At 59.6% G+C, this 16,231-nt stretch carries 16 protein-coding genes; 10 read left to right on the top strand and 6 right to left on the bottom strand.

The annotated features are described in order from the left end of the window. Positions 1–81: 81 nt before the first annotated feature. Positions 82–1,557 carry a cytochrome-c peroxidase gene (locus HKD28_RS01085; protein ID WP_207728807.1) on the top strand — a complete coding sequence of 492 codons (1,476 nt, stop codon included), beginning with the start codon at positions 82–84 and terminating at the stop codon, positions 1,555–1,557. 79 nt (positions 1,558–1,636) lie between these two features. Here the strand turns inward: HKD28_RS01085 and HKD28_RS01080 are convergent, their stop codons facing one another. Continuing rightward, entirely contained in the window at positions 1,637–2,821 is a 1,185-nt protein-coding gene (locus tag HKD28_RS01080; RefSeq protein ID WP_194266528.1) for a lipase family protein, read from the bottom strand. 126 nt (positions 2,822–2,947) lie between these two features. Then, positions 2,948–3,157, bottom strand: coding sequence for a hypothetical protein (locus tag HKD28_RS01075; protein WP_194261511.1), 210 nt, complete (start codon positions 3,155–3,157; stop codon positions 2,948–2,950). Positions 3,158–3,277: 120 nt separating this feature from the next. On the opposite strand from HKD28_RS01075, the gene HKD28_RS01070 reads away from it, so the two are divergent. Then, positions 3,278–3,877, top strand: coding sequence for a Smr/MutS family protein (locus HKD28_RS01070; protein WP_235993233.1), 600 nt, complete (start codon positions 3,278–3,280; stop codon positions 3,875–3,877). 5 nt (positions 3,878–3,882) lie between these two features. Here HKD28_RS01070 and HKD28_RS01065 read toward each other — a convergent pair whose 3' ends face one another. Both HKD28_RS01065 and hemF read right to left on the bottom strand, forming a co-directional pair. Then, a complete protein-coding gene (locus HKD28_RS01065) occupies positions 3,883–4,965 on the bottom strand; it encodes a type 2 periplasmic-binding domain-containing protein (protein WP_194266527.1) in 1,083 nt (360 codons plus the stop codon). Beyond that, complete coding sequence (gene hemF / locus HKD28_RS01060; RefSeq protein WP_194266526.1) at positions 4,962–5,879, bottom strand: oxygen-dependent coproporphyrinogen oxidase; 918 nt, start codon at positions 5,877–5,879, stop codon at positions 4,962–4,964. Before hemF ends, HKD28_RS01065 begins: the two co-directional genes overlap by 4 nt. Positions 5,880–6,165: 286 nt before the next feature. Between hemF and HKD28_RS01055 the strand changes: the two genes are divergently transcribed. Continuing rightward, complete coding sequence (locus HKD28_RS01055; protein WP_194266525.1) at positions 6,166–7,056, top strand: S-methyl-5'-thioadenosine phosphorylase; 891 nt, start codon at positions 6,166–6,168, stop codon at positions 7,054–7,056. Positions 7,057–7,104: 48 nt separating this feature from the next. Here the strand turns inward: HKD28_RS01055 and HKD28_RS01050 are convergent, their stop codons facing one another. Both HKD28_RS01050 and HKD28_RS01045 read right to left on the bottom strand, forming a co-directional pair. Beyond that, positions 7,105–7,368 (bottom strand): hypothetical protein, encoded by a 264-nt coding sequence (locus HKD28_RS01050; RefSeq protein ID WP_228125344.1) that lies wholly within the window; start codon positions 7,366–7,368, stop codon positions 7,105–7,107. A 106-nt stretch (positions 7,369–7,474) separates the two neighbouring features. After that, complete coding sequence (locus tag HKD28_RS01045) at positions 7,475–8,185, bottom strand: dienelactone hydrolase family protein (RefSeq protein ID WP_235993232.1); 711 nt, start codon at positions 8,183–8,185, stop codon at positions 7,475–7,477. 42 nt (positions 8,186–8,227) lie between these two features. On the opposite strand from HKD28_RS01045, the gene HKD28_RS01040 reads away from it, so the two are divergent. From HKD28_RS01040 to HKD28_RS01010, 7 genes are all read left to right on the top strand, one after another. After that, entirely contained in the window at positions 8,228–8,434 is a 207-nt protein-coding gene (locus HKD28_RS01040; protein WP_194266524.1) for a DUF4169 family protein, read from the top strand. Positions 8,435–8,563: 129 nt separating this feature from the next. Next, a complete protein-coding gene (groES, locus tag HKD28_RS01035; protein WP_062027127.1) occupies positions 8,564–8,854 on the top strand; it encodes a co-chaperone GroES in 291 nt (96 codons plus the stop codon). Positions 8,855–8,904: 50 nt separating this feature from the next. Beyond that, positions 8,905–10,545 (top strand): chaperonin GroEL, encoded by a 1,641-nt coding sequence (gene groL, locus HKD28_RS01030; RefSeq protein ID WP_194266523.1) that lies wholly within the window; start codon positions 8,905–8,907, stop codon positions 10,543–10,545. 276 nt (positions 10,546–10,821) lie between these two features. Then, the gene (locus tag HKD28_RS01025; protein WP_194261506.1) at positions 10,822–13,812 is read left to right on the top strand and encodes a TonB-dependent receptor domain-containing protein; all 2,991 of its coding nucleotides are present in this window, start codon (positions 10,822–10,824) and stop codon (positions 13,810–13,812) included. A gap of 154 nt (positions 13,813–13,966) precedes the next feature. Then, positions 13,967–14,353 carry a hypothetical protein gene (locus HKD28_RS01020; protein WP_194266522.1) on the top strand — a complete coding sequence of 129 codons (387 nt, stop codon included), beginning with the start codon at positions 13,967–13,969 and terminating at the stop codon, positions 14,351–14,353. Next, a complete protein-coding gene (locus HKD28_RS01015; RefSeq protein ID WP_194266521.1) occupies positions 14,353–15,318 on the top strand; it encodes a hypothetical protein in 966 nt (321 codons plus the stop codon). Before HKD28_RS01020 ends, HKD28_RS01015 begins: the two co-directional genes overlap by 1 nt. 51 nt (positions 15,319–15,369) lie before the next feature. Continuing rightward, positions 15,370–16,230, top strand: coding sequence for a heavy metal-binding domain-containing protein (locus HKD28_RS01010; protein WP_194266520.1), 861 nt, complete (start codon positions 15,370–15,372; stop codon positions 16,228–16,230). Position 16,231 lies beyond the last annotated feature (1 nt).

The raw sequence follows: 16,231 nt of genomic DNA, 5'->3' as shown, positions 1-16,231 counted from the left end.
TCGACGACACCTGTTTTTCTGACAGGTTCAATCACTTTGACTTTGCGTGTCACTTTTCGACATTATCACGACACCGTGAGTATGAGGAGAAAAGTGGTGCGTTCCAGCACGATTACAAAGGGAATTGCCGGTCTGGTGGCGCTGGGCGTTGTCGCTTGGGGCGGGACTGTCACTTATCTCGAGCATTTCGATCATGCTGGAGCACCGCAGCTTCCTGCCAGCAGCCCGACGCGACAGGACCCGACGGCCATGGCGGCTTTTGCGGCTCTGCGCGAAGTGCGCTGCGATTACTGCCACACGCAGAATGCGAACCTGCCGTTCTATTTCAGCCTGCCGCTGGCCAACCAGATCATGAAGCGCGACTTGGTGCAGGGACAGCGTCATTTTGAATATGCACCGGTTCTGGCCGCGTTGCAGCAGGGCAAGCCGCCTTCGGTCGAGCAGCTTTCCCGCATCGAGGAAGTCATCACCCAAAACCGTATGCCGCCGGCGGCCTATTTGCTGATGCATCCGCATGCCCATCTGAACGAAAAGCAGCGCGTGGACATCCTGAATTGGGTGCGTGAACAGCGCGAGCGTTATTATGCGACGCCGGGCGTGGCAGCGCAGTTCCGTGGCGAGCCGATCCAGCCAATTCCCGAGAGCGTGGGAGTGGACTGGAAGAAGGCCGAACTCGGCCGGGCGCTGTTCTTCGACAAGGGCTTGTCGGGTGACGGAACGCTCAACTGTGCAAGCTGTCATGGTCTGGACAAGGGTGGCGTGGACAATCTGACGACCGCGACGGGTATTGGGGGCCAAAAGGGGCCGATCAATGTACCCAGCGTCTATAATTCCGTGTTCAGCATGTCCCAGTTCTGGAACGGTCGTGCGAAGGATCTGGCGGAGCAGGCAGCAGGGCCGGTCATGAACCCGCTCGAAATGGGTTCGCATGATTGGGCGACAGTGGCTGAGCATGTTCGGAGCACTCCCGCCTATGCCGGGCAGTTCGAGGCGGCATTCGGTTCCGATCAGATCGACAAGGACACGATCACGGGGGCGATTGCGGAATATGAAAAGACGCTGATCACGCCGGACAGCCGTTTCGATCTGTATCTGAAGGGCGATGCGAAGGCGATCACGGCGCAGGAAAAGCGCGGCTATGAGCGCTTCAAGGAAATCGGCTGCTCAGGCTGCCATAGCGGTATTGCCGTGGGCGGTGACGCTTACGAGATTCTTGGGTTGGAAGGCCCGTATTTCGAAAACCGTCACACGAAGCTGACAGCTGCCGACGAAGGGCGTCTGTCTGTGACCCATGCGGAAGGCGATCGGGCGCGGTTCAAGGTTCCGAACCTGCGCAATGTCGAACTGACCGGACCGTGGCTGCATGATGGCTCGGCCACCACGCTGGAGCAGGTCGTACGGGAAATGGCGCGTTACGAGACACCGGATCGGGACATTGCCGATCAGGATGTCACGGATATCGTGGCGTTCCTCAAGACGCTGACAGGCAAATATGAAGGCATTCCTCTGAAGGATGTGCCCGCTGATCAGCCGCTACAGGCTCCGGCTTCGAACTAAAGTCTGCGGAACCTGCGGAAATAAAAAACGGCCCCGGATCATCCGGGGCCGTTTTCTTATGGGCTGTGTCTGTAAGGGCTTATTGCTGCGACACGGGGTTGCACTGCGGCGGGACGGGCTGGCCGGTCATGACTTCGTTGGTGAAGATCGCGGAATCGGCCAGAGAGCCGTTGACCGTCTCACTGTGGTTCAGACCCTTGTAGAGATGTGCCTGAACAAGCGATCCGGCGGCGCAGGCCGCTTTGACCAGTCCGAGCTGGAGTGCAGGAGGGACGTCACGGTCTTCTGTGCCTGTCCCGGTGAAAAGAGGCTGGGCCAGCTTGAGGGTTGGGAACTCCATGCCCTTCAGAGCCGGGCTGATAGCCTTGAGAAAGGTCGGCTGGAGCGTGTTGTGCAATGTCAGGCCAGCGGCCTGCGTCTGCTGGGACAGGGACGTCAGGCATTCATGCGCCGCCTTGCGATAGAAGGGCAGCGCTTTGGGGGTGAAGGCTTCTTCGGGACGGAAATGCGGGTCGTATCCTGCCAGTCCGGTGGCAAGGTAGAGGACATAATCGACGAGCGGGCTGTAGCCTGCGTCGGGATGGGCGGCATTCTTGAGCAGATCCCCAAGAAGTTCGGGCGTGACGTAGGGGGCTCCGGTGGCCACGGTGCCGCGGATGTCCAGTTCGGGGGCGTAGGTCGGCGCATAGGCCGCCGTAGCGACGGCGGCGCCACCGCCCTGAGACTGGCCGACAATCATGATTTTGTTTTGCAGGTCCGGCACGTTGGCCAGTGCGGCGCGGATGCTGTCGAGGACGCTATAGGCTTCGACGCGGGTGTCCAGATAGGCATGCGTGCCGGGGCCGCCGAGGCCCTGATAGTCCGTTGCGACGATGGCGAAACCGCGTTTCATCCATGTTGAAAGATAGGTGCTGTTGCGATCGTTATAGGGATTGAGAGAGGGCGCGCAGCTATCGTCCACGCCGACAGTGCCGTGTGCCCAGGCGACGATCGGCCAGCCGCCTTTTGGCGCAGGGCCGGGGGGAAGGATGATTTCGGCCGTGACGGGAACGAGGCCCTTGCCGGTAATGCCGTTCGTCGAAAGATAGGTGATACGCAGGGCGCGTCCGGCATCCGGCAGGCTGAGGGCTGCGGCCAGCGGCGCCGAGGCTGTGATGGTTCCGGGTTTCTGGGCGCCGGATGGGGCTGCGGCCTGTGCCGCGCTGAAACAAAGGGCGGTGCTGGCGAGAAGGGGGGCGAATTTGCGCAGGAGAGGCAGGGGCATGGAAGATCCTAAGTCGGTCTTGGGCCGGTCTGGCGTTGCAAGCGAGACTGACGGCATGGTCCTTAACGTCAAGTGAATTTAAAATGGCTTTATGTAAGAGACGGCGCCTGAAGTGATGTGGGCAGTTCAATCGTCCTGCGCGAGGCGGCGGTCAGCGGCCTTGTCGATCCGTTCACGCTCTTCCGCCGTCAGCAGGCCGCGTTCGTATTCCTGTGTGGCGCGGGCCTTGGCGTTGCTGGCGCGAGCGCGGGTATCGATCGGATAGGCGCGTTTTTCAGGCAGGGCGAAGGCGCTGTCGGGGAGGTTGTCGCGCTCTTCCTGTGTCAGATGGCTCATGGCCCTGTTCTTTCGGAAAATGGAACGTGAGGCGTAAACGCATCCGCAGGCGGAAAGTCCCGAAAGAACATTGTTCAATGATGCCCGAAGCCGTTACATGCTCGGGGCCTGAACTGTCTGATGGACAAGGGTGGCCGGACAGGAAGTGAGGATAGTGTGGCGAAGCGGGATCTGAGGAAGGAGGAAGCGACGTTGTGGTGGATGGTTGTTCGCGATATCAAGCCGTTGCGGTCTCCACGCTCCCCGCGTCGTCTGGTGCCTGCGGCCAAGGTCGAGCCTCCTGCGTCCATATCGGAGGCACCGCGCTCCATGCCCGTCGTGACGGGACGCTCTTTCCTGCCTGTACAGTCTGAGAAGACGAAACCGCGTCCTGTGGAGCTTTCGGTAGGTGTCCGTGCGCCGGGGCTGGATGATACGAGCTGGAAGCGTCTGTCACGCGGGCAGATGAAGGTGGATGCGCGGCTCGATCTGCATGGCTATGTCGTGCAGGAGGCCTTCGAGCGGCTGTATGATTTCATGCAGCGCGCGCGAGTGCGGAATTGGCGCTGCGTAGAAGTGGTGACGGGGCTTGGAAGTGGACAGACCAGCGGGTTGATCCGTCGTGAGCTTCCAATGTGGCTTCAGCGCGGGGATCTGCGGTCGATGGTTCTGGCCGTTGTGCATCCCCATGCGGCCAATCACGGATCGGTCCGGATTTTGCTGAAAACACGCCGTCGCTGACGCTGTCAGAGATGGCGTGTTTCCTGCCCCTCGCGCCAGCGCGGTGTATTGACGGAGAGCCAGCGGCGCAGGGCCAGCGTGGCGCCCAGATCGGGAACGGCACGTGAGAGGAACGGGGCCGCGTTGTCGCCCGTGACCAGCTTGAAATGATGCGTCTCGGCCCAGCGCCTCACACCGGTATCCGCCGTGGCAGCCGTGCAGGCGCGGTTCCATTGCGCGACGATCTCAGGCGGGGTCAGCATGGGGAGGGCAATGGCCATGGCCGTATCTGCGGCGGCGGAGACGGCCTGCCAGGCGTGATAGAACGGCCCTTCGGGCGCGCGGTGCCGGGCCTGCTGATAGGCTTCCATGAAAATGGGGATGCTCGTCGAATGCGTGTCGGTCAGGTCGCCGGTGTAATAGATCGCGCTCGTGCCTTCCGGCAGGTTGGCGAGGACGTCATCAAGCGGTCGGTCGAGCGTGTAGGGAGAAATCTGCACGGCATCGACGGTGCCTTCGTGCAGGGCGGTCAGGGCGTTTGATGAGTCCACATAACCGGGCACGGGAATAGGGCGCAGACCTAGCAGCGAGAGGCCCATCAGGGCATTCAGTTCCGGGCCGCCAATGCGGGAGACGGCAAGGCGGACGGGATGATCGTGGAAGAAACCCGTCAGGCGGCTGCGCAGGGTTTTGTGCAGTTCGGCGCGGGCAATGACGACGGTTGTGGTGGAAGCCACCAAAACGGGAGTCCAGCGTCCGAAATCGTAATGGACGCGGGAATCGCCTGTCAGGGATGCCAGAAGTGTGGCGCCGGGAAAGGCCAGCGCCGTATTGCCGTCAGGCGCGCTGTTGGCATCGAACAGATTTGCGGCGCGAACGCCGTCCTGTCCGATATCGGGGGTCAGTTCGAGAGGCGTCGCCAGACCCAGTGTGCGGGAAATGGCGCCACTTGCCAGTTCTGCGAACTGGCCGGGGATGGAGGCGAGCGTGCCGCCCAGAAGGAGCTGAACATCCGTCAGCGTCCCGGCGCGGGCCGGGGTGTTCAGGAAGGGAGCGGTTCCGCCAAGGGCCGCCAGCCCTTTCAGGGCGGCACGTCGGGTGAGTCTCACGGCCAGCGGACTTCCGGCGGCATGCTCATGAGGATCGCTTCGGTGTTGCCCCCTGTCTTGAGACCGAACAGCGTGCCACGGTCATGCAGCAGGTTGAACTCCACATACCGGCCACGGCGGATGAGCTGGGCATCGCGGTCCGCTTCGGTCCATGGGGTGAACATCCGGCGGCGCACGACAGCGGGGTAGGCATCATGGAAGGCCATGCCGACATCCTTCGTGAAGGCGAAGTCCTGATCCACATTTCCGGTAGAGAACTGGTCGTAGAAAATGCCACCCAGACCGCGTGGCTCATTGCGGTGGGACAGGTGGAAGTACCGGTCGCACCATTCCTTGAAGCGGGGGTAATGCTCCGGATCGTGCCGGTTGCAGGCATCTTCGAACGATTTGTGGAAATAGTCCGCGTCCGACCGCGCTTCTGCGCTGTCAGGGAACATGGGCGTGATGTCCCCGCCGCCGCCGAACCAGCCTTTCGTCGTGATGATCATGCGCGTGTTGAAATGCGCGGCACTGACATGCGGATTGCACGGATGGGCGACGAGGGAGACGCCGGTTGCAAAGAAACGCGGGTCTTCTTCGGCACCTTGGATGTTTTTGCGGAATTCGGGGGAGAACTCACCCCAGACGGTCGAGACATTGACGCCGACTTTCTCGAATACGCGGCCGCGCATGACGGACATGACACCTGAACCGCCTTCCGGGCGGCTCCAGGCCGTGCGTTCGAAGCGGCCGGGGGCGGTGCGGTCGCGCAGGACCTGCGAACCACCTTCGGATGCTTCGTCTTCGAGCTTTTCGTAGGACGCGCAGATGCGGTCACGGAGGGTTTCGAACCAGGCTTTGGCGTCCTGCTTGAGGGCGTCGTGAGGTACGTCTGGACGAACGGTTTCGGCGAAACCGGGGCTGATCTGGTCCATTTTTTCTTCCCCCGTCTATACAGGACAAAACTTCGTTACGCGCAGTGTCCTAGCAAATCGTGCCGTCGTCGAACAGTTGGCTGATGCATGACTGACGCTCATTGGTGGCGGGCATCCGTGGCGGGACGATGGCGCAAAGACGTTTTCATTTCGTAAAAACGCTGGGTTTTGTGAAAATATTTTGCTGAACGCGGGAAAGGGGCATGTCCGGCGCAGGAGGCTTGCGCGCCGGGCGTTCTCGTGGTCCAGAACGGGCGAGCGGACCAAACAACAGTCAGGAACAGACATGTCTTCGGAACAGGAAATCCAGCCCGTCATCGGTGTGATCGGTGGTTCGGGGCTGTACGATATCGACGGACTCGAAAACAAGGAATGGCGCAAGGTTGAAACGCCTTGGGGTGAGCCGTCCGACGAACTGCTGTTCGGGACGTTCGAGGGCGTGCAGTGCGTATTCCTGCCGCGTCACGGGCGGGGTCATCCCATTCCGCCGTCACGCCTGAATTTCCGCGCCAATATCGATGCGCTCAAGCGCGCTGGCGTGACAGATATTCTGTCGCTTTCGGCTGTGGGGTCGCTCAAGGAAGAATTGCCCCCGGGGCATTTCGTGCTGGTGGACCAGTTCATCGACCGCAGCTTTGCGCGTGAGAAGAGCTTCTTCGACACCGGCTGCGTGGCGCATGTCGGGATGGCGGACCCGGTTTCGGCGCGCGTGCTGGATGTGGTGCAGGGTGAAGCGGCTTCGCTCGGTATTCCGTTCACGCGGGGCGGGACATATCTGGTGATGGAAGGTCCGCAGTTCTCCACGCGTGCCGAGAGCGAGCTGTACCGGTCCTGGGGCTGTTCGGTCGTGGGCATGACGAACATGCCGGAAGCCAAGCTCGCCCGCGAAGCGGAGATGAACTACGCGACCGTTGCGATGGTCACGGATTTCGACTGCTGGCACAGCGAGCATGACAGCGTGACGGTTGAGGCTGTCGTGAAGGTCATGACGGGCAATGCGGAGAATGCGCGTCGCCTTGTGAAGGCTGTCATTCCGGTGCTGGGTAAGAAGCGTCCGGTCGACGCCAGTGCAGAGCGCGCTCTGGATCATGCAATCATCACGGCTCCGGCTGCACGCGATCCGAAGCTGCTGGCCAAGCTCGATACGGTAGCCGGACGTGTTCTGAAACAGGGCTGAAGCCCTGAACGCCGCGCCTGCGTAAAACGAGCGCGGCGGAAACCATAATCAATCGAAATTATGGTTCGGGTCTGCGTTCAGGTCGATGCCTGCCCGTGCATCATCAATTTCCACGCCGTCCAGTTCCACCGGCGGCAGGTCCTTAACCGGAGTGCCCTGCGGCACTCCCTTGATTGCGATCAGGTCGGCGGCTTTTTCGAGATAACCTTCGGGGCCACAGTCCGGCTTGCCATCGGCTTCCCACAGAAGACGCGCTTCGTGACGGATCGCGGCGTCGTGCTTGGGGTCGTCTTTGAGCGGATTGGTGCTCATCTTGAAACTCCTGTCTGATCCGGTGCGGTATTCGCCGGGGTTACAATCATTATAGACCCCTTCCACGGTTTTGCGACAGTCTGTGTCACCGTGGAAGGGACGCGCTTCACGCGAGATGTGTTTTCAGAAAATCGACGCTGCGGGACCATGCGAGGTCACGGGCGTCCTTGTTGAAGCTCGGGCGTTCGGGGCAGCCGAACCCGTGACCGGCGTCGTCATAGACATATTCCTCGACCTCGGGACGAGCGTCGCGGATCTTCTGGATTTCGGTGTGGGGGATGGAGGAATCCTCGCCGCCAAAATGCAGCTCGACCGGACAATGCGGTGCGGTATCGACATGGTTGCCGATGCTACCACCATACCAGCTGACGGCCGCGTCCACGTCATGGGTCTGGGTTGCCGTCAGCCAGGCAAGCAGACCACCCCAGCAAAAGCCGATGATGCCGACTTTCCTGTGTCCGGCATCACGCAGGACCTTCGCGCAGGCAGCAATATCGGCAAGCGTCTTGTCGGATGGGATCTGGCTGCGAAGTTCGAGGCCTTCCGTCACGCCAGCCTGTGAGTAAGGCAGGGCCACATTGGCTTTTGCACGGTCGAAAACGGCCGGGGCAATGACGTGGAAGTCTTCTGCTGCGAAGTCGTTGCAGACATTGCGGATATGGTCGGTGAGGCCGAAAATTTCCTGCACGACAATAAGGGCGAGAGGCGACTCCGCCGAGCCGGATTCCCACGCGTCGAAGCTGTGTCCGTCCGTGGCTGTCAGCTTGACCATCTGGCCTGATGCGGGGGTTTTCTTGTCCGATGGGCTGTGTTTCATGTCTGTCTATCCAGTCTTGTCATGCCCGAAAGGCCATGAATCATGAGCGACGTCATCAATCTCCGCCGGGAACGCAAACGCCGCAAGGGCGTTGAGGATGCCAAGGTTGCGGATGCCAATCGTCGTTTGTATGGACGGACCAAGCGCCAGAAACTGACGGAAAACATGGAAAAACAGCGGCTGAAAAGCCTGCTCGACGGGCGGAAACTTTCTTCTGGACCGTCTGGGAGTGACAGCGAGAATCCTTGACGGAAACGGGTTGGGCGCCTATGTCATTGGCACTCTCCATACGAGAGTGCCAAATGCACTGCAGTCATTGAGTGCAGCAACCCGGTCATGCTGCTTTTTACAAGGGTGTGACCAATAATGGAGCGATCCATGACGAAGTTTCGTCCCCTTCACGACCGCGTGGTGGTCCGTCGCCTGACGGGCGAAGAGAAGACCGCCGGCGGCATCATCATTCCTGACACCGCCAAGGACAAGCCGACCGAAGGCGAAGTCGTTTCCGTCGGCCCGGGTGCCCGCAACGAGCAGGGCCAGATCGTGGCTCTGGACGTCAAGGCTGGTGACAAGGTGCTGTTCGGCAAGTGGTCCGGCACCGAGGTCAAGATCGACGGCGAAGAGCTGCTGATCATGAAAGAGAGCGACATTATGGGTGTGATCGGCTGATCAGCCGTCCCCGTTTCCTCTCGTAAAAACCTCATTCAGGAGTAAGAATTATGGCTGCCAAGGACGTAAAGTTCGGCGCTGATGCCCGCGAGCGTATGCTGCGTGGCGTTGATATCCTCGCAAATGCCGTCAAGGTCACGCTCGGCCCGAAGGGTCGTAATGTTGTTCTCGACAAGAGCTTTGGCGCACCGCGCATCACCAAGGACGGTGTGTCGGTTGCCAAGGAAATCGAACTGGCTGACAAGTTCGAGAACATGGGCGCCCAGATGGTCCGCGAAGTCGCGTCCAAGACGAACGACATCGCAGGCGACGGCACCACGACCGCAACCGTGCTGGCCCAGGCCATCATCCGTGAGGGCGCCAAGGCTGTTGCTGCTGGCATGAACCCGATGGATCTCAAGCGCGGCATCGACAAGGCTGTCGGCGTTGTTGTTGAAGAGCTGAAGAACAACACCAAGAAGATTACGTCTCCAGAAGAGATCGCTCAGGTCGGAACGATTTCCGCCAACGGCGAGACCGAAATCGGCGAGATGATCGCTTCTGCCATGCAGAAGGTTGGTTCCGAAGGCGTCATCACGGTTGAAGAAGCCAAGGGCCTGCACACGGAACTCGACGTTGTCGAGGGCATGCAGTTCGACCGCGGCTATATTTCCCCGTACTTCGTGACGAACCCGGAGAAGATGACGGCTGACCTCGACAGCCCGTACATCCTGATCCACGAAAAGAAGCTCTCCTCGCTTCAGCCGATGCTGCCGCTTCTCGAAAGCGTTGTGCAGTCTGGCCGTCCGCTGGTGATCATCGCTGAAGACGTTGATGGCGAAGCACTTGCCACGCTGGTCGTGAACAAGCTGCGTGGTGGCCTGAAGATCGCTGCCGTCAAGGCTCCGGGCTTCGGTGACCGTCGCAAGGCCATGCTGGAAGACATCGCCATCCTGACGGGCGGTCAGGTGATTTCCGAAGATATCGGGATCAAGCTGGAATCCGTCACGCTCGAAATGCTGGGTCGCGCCAAGAAGATCCACATCGAGAAGGAAAACACCACGATCGTCGAGGGCGCTGGCAACAGCGACGACATCAAGGGCCGTTGCAACCAGATCCGCGCGCAGATCGAGGAAACGACGTCCGACTACGACCGCGAGAAGCTCCAGGAGCGTCTGGCGAAGCTGGCTGGCGGCGTAGCCGTCATCCGCGTCGGTGGCAGCACCGAGGTCGAGGTGAAGGAGCGCAAGGATCGCGTTGACGACGCTCTGCATGCAACCCGCGCTGCTGTTGAAGAAGGCATCGTTCCGGGTGGTGGTACGGCTCTGGCCCGCGCATCCTCCGCTCTGAAGGGTCTGACCTTCGACAACGACGACCAGCGCGTCGGTGGCGAGATCGTCCGCAAGGCTCTGCAGGCTCCGCTGCGTCAGATCGCGTTCAATGCGGGTGAAGACGGTGCGGTCATCGCAGGCAAGGTGCTTGAGAACGACGGCTATGTCTTCGGTTTCGACGCCCAGAAGGGTGAGTACAAGGATCTTGTGTCGGCCGGCATCATCGACCCGACCAAGGTTGTCCGTACGGCCCTGCAGGACGCCGCTTCGGTCGGTGGTCTGCTGATCACGACGGAAGCCATGGTTGCCGAGCGCCCCGAGAAGAAGGCTCCGGCCGCTGCTCCGGGTGGCATGGGCGGCATGGGCGACATGGACTTCTGATCGAAGTCCGGTCCGTCTTTCGCCTCTTTTACGAAAGAGGCGAGATGCCAGATCTGTTGCAAAAAAGCCTCTGGCCTTCGGGTCAGAGGCTTTTTAAATTTCAGTTTAATTACTGAATCCAAACCAAAACCCTGCCTGGGTATAACCGTTGCATTTATCACACATGTTGCATTCAAGTGTCCTTTGAAGACATGGCTGGTATGTATTTTTCGTGACAGTCACGCTCTGAGATCTTTAGACAGGGAACAACATTCTTCTGAAGGATTTTGTTCTTTGATGAGCACATCTCGTCGCCACCTGTTGCTGTGTGCATCAATTCTCGGAGTTGGGACCCTGTCAGGAACGGCTTTCGCCGCGTCCACGACACAGCCGGAACACCGTTCCCACAAGGCTGTGCATCACAAGACAGCCGCTTCGACGACTACTTCCAAGGCCGTAAAGCCTGCTGTGGCCGCTCCAGTTACTGCACCGTCCGTTGCCGTACCCGTTGCTTCCACGCGGAAAGCAAAAGCCATATTTGCACCTGCTGCTGTCGAAGGCGGTAGTGAAAGCATGGTGGTTACGGGCTCTGCACTGCGCTCGTCCAACAATCAGAATGCGAACCCCGTCCAGATCGTGACGTCCAAGCAGATCCAGATGACGGGCGCGACGTCTGTTGGGGACTTCCTGCAGCGTCTGCCGTCCATGGGGTCCGGTGGAACATATAACAGCAGCACCAATGGCGGCGGCGGCATGTCCTGCGCGGATCTGCGTAATCTTGGTCAGCAGCGCGTCCTGGTCCTGATCGATGGCAAGCGCACGACGCTGAACACGAACGGGACCAGTTCCTGCGTGGACATGAACACCATTCCGGTTCAGGCGATTGCAAGCATCGAAGTGCTCAAGGACGGTGGTTCGGAGCTTTATGGTGCGGATGCCGTTTCGGGTGTCATCAACATCAAGCTCAAGCATAACCTGAACACCGGCAACATCACGCTGCATGGTGGCATCAGCGACTTGGGCGATGGTAAAAATGGCCAGATTTCAGCCTACAAGGGCTGGAATTTTGATCATGACAAGGGCAACCTGACGCTGTTCGCGCAGTATCAGACCAATCAGGGCGTGATGAATCGCAACCGTGACTGGGCCTATTCTGCCGCCCAGAACAATCCGGGCGCGGGCGGGACGGTCAAGTATGGTTCGGCCATTCCGCCGAACGGTCAGATTAGCACAGCTGATGGTAACTACGCCTGGAGCACGAGCAATAACGGTACGCAGTTCCATAATTGGTCGAATTCTGACCGTTATAACTTCGCCCGTCAGTCTTCGCTGCTGAATTCCTGGCAGGATGCGACAGCTAACGGCGATTTCCATTATGATTTCAACCGTCATCTGACGGTCTATTCGAACGCCATGTATTCGCACCGTACGACGTCCACGTTCATGGCTGCTGAACCCACGTCAGGTAGTGTTCCGCCGTCGACGTTGCCGAACGTTCTGACGATTCCGGCAAACGACCCTTACAATCCGACTGTAACCGGTGCGAATGGTTTGTATTCCGGCGACCCGCAGGATGTGCAGCTTTATCGCCGTCTGACCGAGATGGGAAACCGTCGCACCGAGACGTCCAGCGATACTGTGACGGGGATGTTCGGTGCCAAGGGCGAGATTACCCACAAGTGGATGTATGACGTGTCCTACACTTACGGCAACAGCCAGATGGCTGATGTCGGCGAGAACATGGGCAATTACCAGCACCTGCTGAACACCTACGGCATCCAGCAGCTTGATCCGAGTGATCCGAACAGCGGCGTGAGATATAATCCTGCCGTCTGTCAGGCCTCTGCCGGTTGTACGCTGTCGACCAATCCGTTCGGTAAGCTGACGCCTGAGCAGATTAAATACGTCAACTACAATACGCATGACAACGCGACGTATCAGATGCGTGACCTGAACGTCCGCATCAACAACAACGACGTTGTGAAGATGCCGTGGGCGAATGGTGGTCGTCTGGGTATTGCTCTGGGGATGGAGCATCGCAGCGAGCAATTGTCCTACCATCCCGATCCGCTGGCCGCGGCTGGTCTGAGCATGACCAATCCGTCGGGTGCGACGGGCGGTGGCTTCAGCGTCAGCGAAGCCTATCTCGAAGGCCGTCTGAACCTTCTGCATAACGCACCATTCGCAAAAGATCTGACCATCGACGGACAGGGGCGTTTCTCGTCCTACAACAATGTCGGCGACACGGAAAACTGGAAGACCTCAATCAACTGGCAGCCGGTTCGTGACGTGCATCTCCGCGCAACGCTGGGAACGTCTTTCCGTCAGCCGAACGTGTATGAACTGTATGGCGGCCAGTACCTGAACTATCTGCCGGGTGCCGATCCGTGCACGGAAGCTACGAGTCCGACCGTCATTGCCAACTGCATGAAGCACGGCGTCTCCAGCCCGCAGACCATGCAGGACGTGAACTCCGGCCAGATTCCGTCTCTGACGGGTGGCAATGCGAAGCTGAAGCCGGAAACCGGCCGGACCTATACGTTCGGTGCAGAATTTACCCCTCACTGGATTCCGGGTCTGTCCGCGTCTATCGAGTATTGGCATTACACGCTCAAGAACCTGATCTCGCCGCTGAGCCCGCAGTATATCGTCAATCAGTGCTATCAGGGTGGAAACGAATCTTACTGCTCGGATATTAACCGTTCGTCCATTTCCCAGCAGATCAACGACGTTTCCACTTTTTACGTCAATCAGGGTGGTCTGAAGACAGGTGGTATCGATTTCGATCTTGATTATCGTATCCGCGTCACGCCGCATGACGTCCTGACAATCAGCAACAACTTCCAGCAGTTGATCAGCTATCTCCAGCAGTTCCAGGCTGGTGGTCAGTGGGACAATCTTGCCGGTCGTCTGATGTACACGACGGGTAACGGTCAGCCGCGCGTTCGTGACTATGCAACCGCGACTTGGCAACATGGCAATTTCAGCTTCACCTATATGATGAATTATACAGGTGGCATGATGTGGAATGATGGTGAGACGGACCTCGCCGCCTATAACCGTCAGTCCCCGGGTAGCTATGGTCGCGTCAAGACGCCGGGCATTTTCACGCATGATATTTCCGTCGGATACCATTACAACGACTGGAACTTCACCGGCGGCGTGAACAACCTGCTCGACAAAAACCCGCCATATGTTGTGGACGGTTCCACGAACAGTGCGCAGGGTCTGTATGGCAGCATGTATATGGGCCGTTACGCTTGGCTGCAGATTTCCCGCGATTTCTGATGGCGCCTTGACTGTCCTGAAGACAGCCCTCCTGAAAAGCCCCCGGTCATTGCGACTGGGGGCTTTTTTTATGTGAACTTTTCGAAAGCGGAATTTCCTGATTGACGGGAGAGTAAACCTGTCGAACTGTAACAGCCGATGTCGAGAGGGGCTTATGACCGGGAATATCGACGATCTTGCGGCGCTGATCCGGGACGCTGAAGGCGGTCGGGAGCGTTTTCTGGAAAAGTTCGCAGCCTTCTGTGAGCAGGCGTTCCCGCGTCAGGCAACCGTGACGCGGAAGGCGCGGGGGTGGCTGAAACGCACGGTCGATATCGAGGAGCTTGCCCTTCGGTTTGAAACACGGGTTTTCGTGCTCCGGCGTAACGGAACCGGGGTGGTCGCCGAGATCGCGCATGAGGTGCGTGGAGTGGTTATCAGTCGCAAGGAGGTCCCGGTCCGGGACTGGATCACGGAGTTGCGTCAAAAAATCCATGAGGCCGGACTGGCGGTTTCGGGTGAAGGGCATGCAGCCGCTGAACTGACGGATTTCCAGCCGTGATGCGTCTGTTTCCTTGGTCCTCCGGTCCGAAAAAAGAGGCCGAGGCAAGGGCGTTTCACGAGCTTGGCAGTCGGGCACGTCCTTTGGTGCGTCTGGGATCGGTGCGACAGGCGCTTCTGACGCCGTCCATGGCGATTATGCCGCTGGGCAATGTCCATGCCGAAACCTGGTGGAAGTCCGGGATGAACTGGCAGGCCGTGCATGAAGCAGGCTGGCGCACAGCAACGGACCGCATCCGCGAGCAGGCGCGGGCGTTGGGAGCGGGAGCGGTTTTGAACCTGCGATACCGGCTTGAGCATCATAGCGGGGCGCTTGGGTTCATGTTGCATGGTGAGGCGGTGCGTGTGCCACAGCTTGAACGTCTGGATGTGCTCCCTTGCGTGCCCTGGAATGCGGCGACGCTGGATGTGGCGCTTGCAGCCGGGATCGTGCCTGTGAATTACGGCGTCGGGACGTGGGAAGAGATCCGCTACACGGGGCCTCTGGAAGGCTTTTTTGATGCGTTTAGCATTGGGGAAAGCGCTCTTTTGACGCAGGCCAAGCGGTCGGCCCGGGATGCAGCTGCGATGAGCCTGCGGAACGATCCGACCTGCCGGAACTGGGACGGGGCGCTGGGGCATGACGAGATTGTCGGACTGACGGTGCAGTCGGAACGGGGTGTCGTGAAGTCGCTCCGGGTGCGGGCGGCTGTGAGTATTCTTGGATATCGGCGCATCGGCGGTCAGGGTTCGGTGTCGCCTGCGATGGTCTGCGGACTGGATGATGCGGTCCGTTCGGGCTTGCAGCATCGGCCGCTTTTCGCCGGGGTTTCGAACCGGATCGAGGTTGAGGAGGAGGCTGGCGAACGGGGCAGGGATGGCCGCGTCGAGGCGGCTGTTCTGGGTCTTGAAGTCGGCGGTGAGGTTGTTAGCGAGGTCGTCGAGGGACTGGATGGTCTGTTTGACGGCTTGAATGATCTGTTCTGAGGCTCGTTCCGAGCGGCCTCGTGATGTTGTGGATTTTACGGCGGGAGTCCCATGGGTATCTTCGATCAGGTTCCGGGTTTTGATTCGCTTCCTCCGGGTTGGGGCGGGGGTGGATCTTCCGAACCGGCGCAGAGTGGTGGACAGGTGCCGCCGCTGAGAGCGTCTGGCGGACGGGTTGCAACGTCGGATTTCAGCGTGCGTGAACTGCTGGTCGTCGAGCAGGCCGGGTTCCGGGCGCTGGGATTGTGTCTGGGCAACAGCATCTGGAAGGTGCAGGCCAATACGCAGTTCCGCAATACGTCCTATGAACTGACGGATCTGACGGGCGCCATGTATGGCGCGCGTGAGAAGGCCGTCGAAATCATGCGCGAGGAAGCCGAGCAGCTTGGCGCAGACGGGATCGTTGGAACGCGGCTGGAGATTTCACAGCTGGCCGACAGCGGCATGCTGGAGTTCCGGGCCTTCGGGACGGCCATCGTGCATGCGGAAGGACATTCTGGCTATCGGCGGCCGGATGGACGACCGTTCACGTCCGATCTGTCGGGGCAGGATTTTGCGCTGGCACTGCGCTCGGGGCGGCGGCCGCTGGATCTGGTTCTGGGATGTTGCGTGCAGCATATTCCGCGCCGGAGCCTGATGACGACGCTCAAACAGGCCATGCAGTGCGTGGAACTGGATCTGTTTACGCAGGCCTATTACACGGCGCGCGAGCACGCGATGGAGCGGATGTCGGCTCATGCGGCCGAGGTCGGAGCCAATGAAATCATCGGGACGACACTGCGTGAAGAATCGCATGTCTGGGGCGATCATATTGTCGAGTTTCTGGCCATCGGCACGGCCATGTACGACACTGGAAAGCCGGACCCGAATTTCCGTATCGACCCGACCTTTACCCTGACGCTGGATGACTGAC

The sequence above is a fragment of the Gluconobacter cadivus genome (assembly GCF_015244745.1).
GTDB lineage: Bacteria > Pseudomonadota > Alphaproteobacteria > Acetobacterales > Acetobacteraceae > Gluconobacter > Gluconobacter cadivus.
This window is presented reverse-complemented; position numbering and strand designations above follow the sequence as displayed.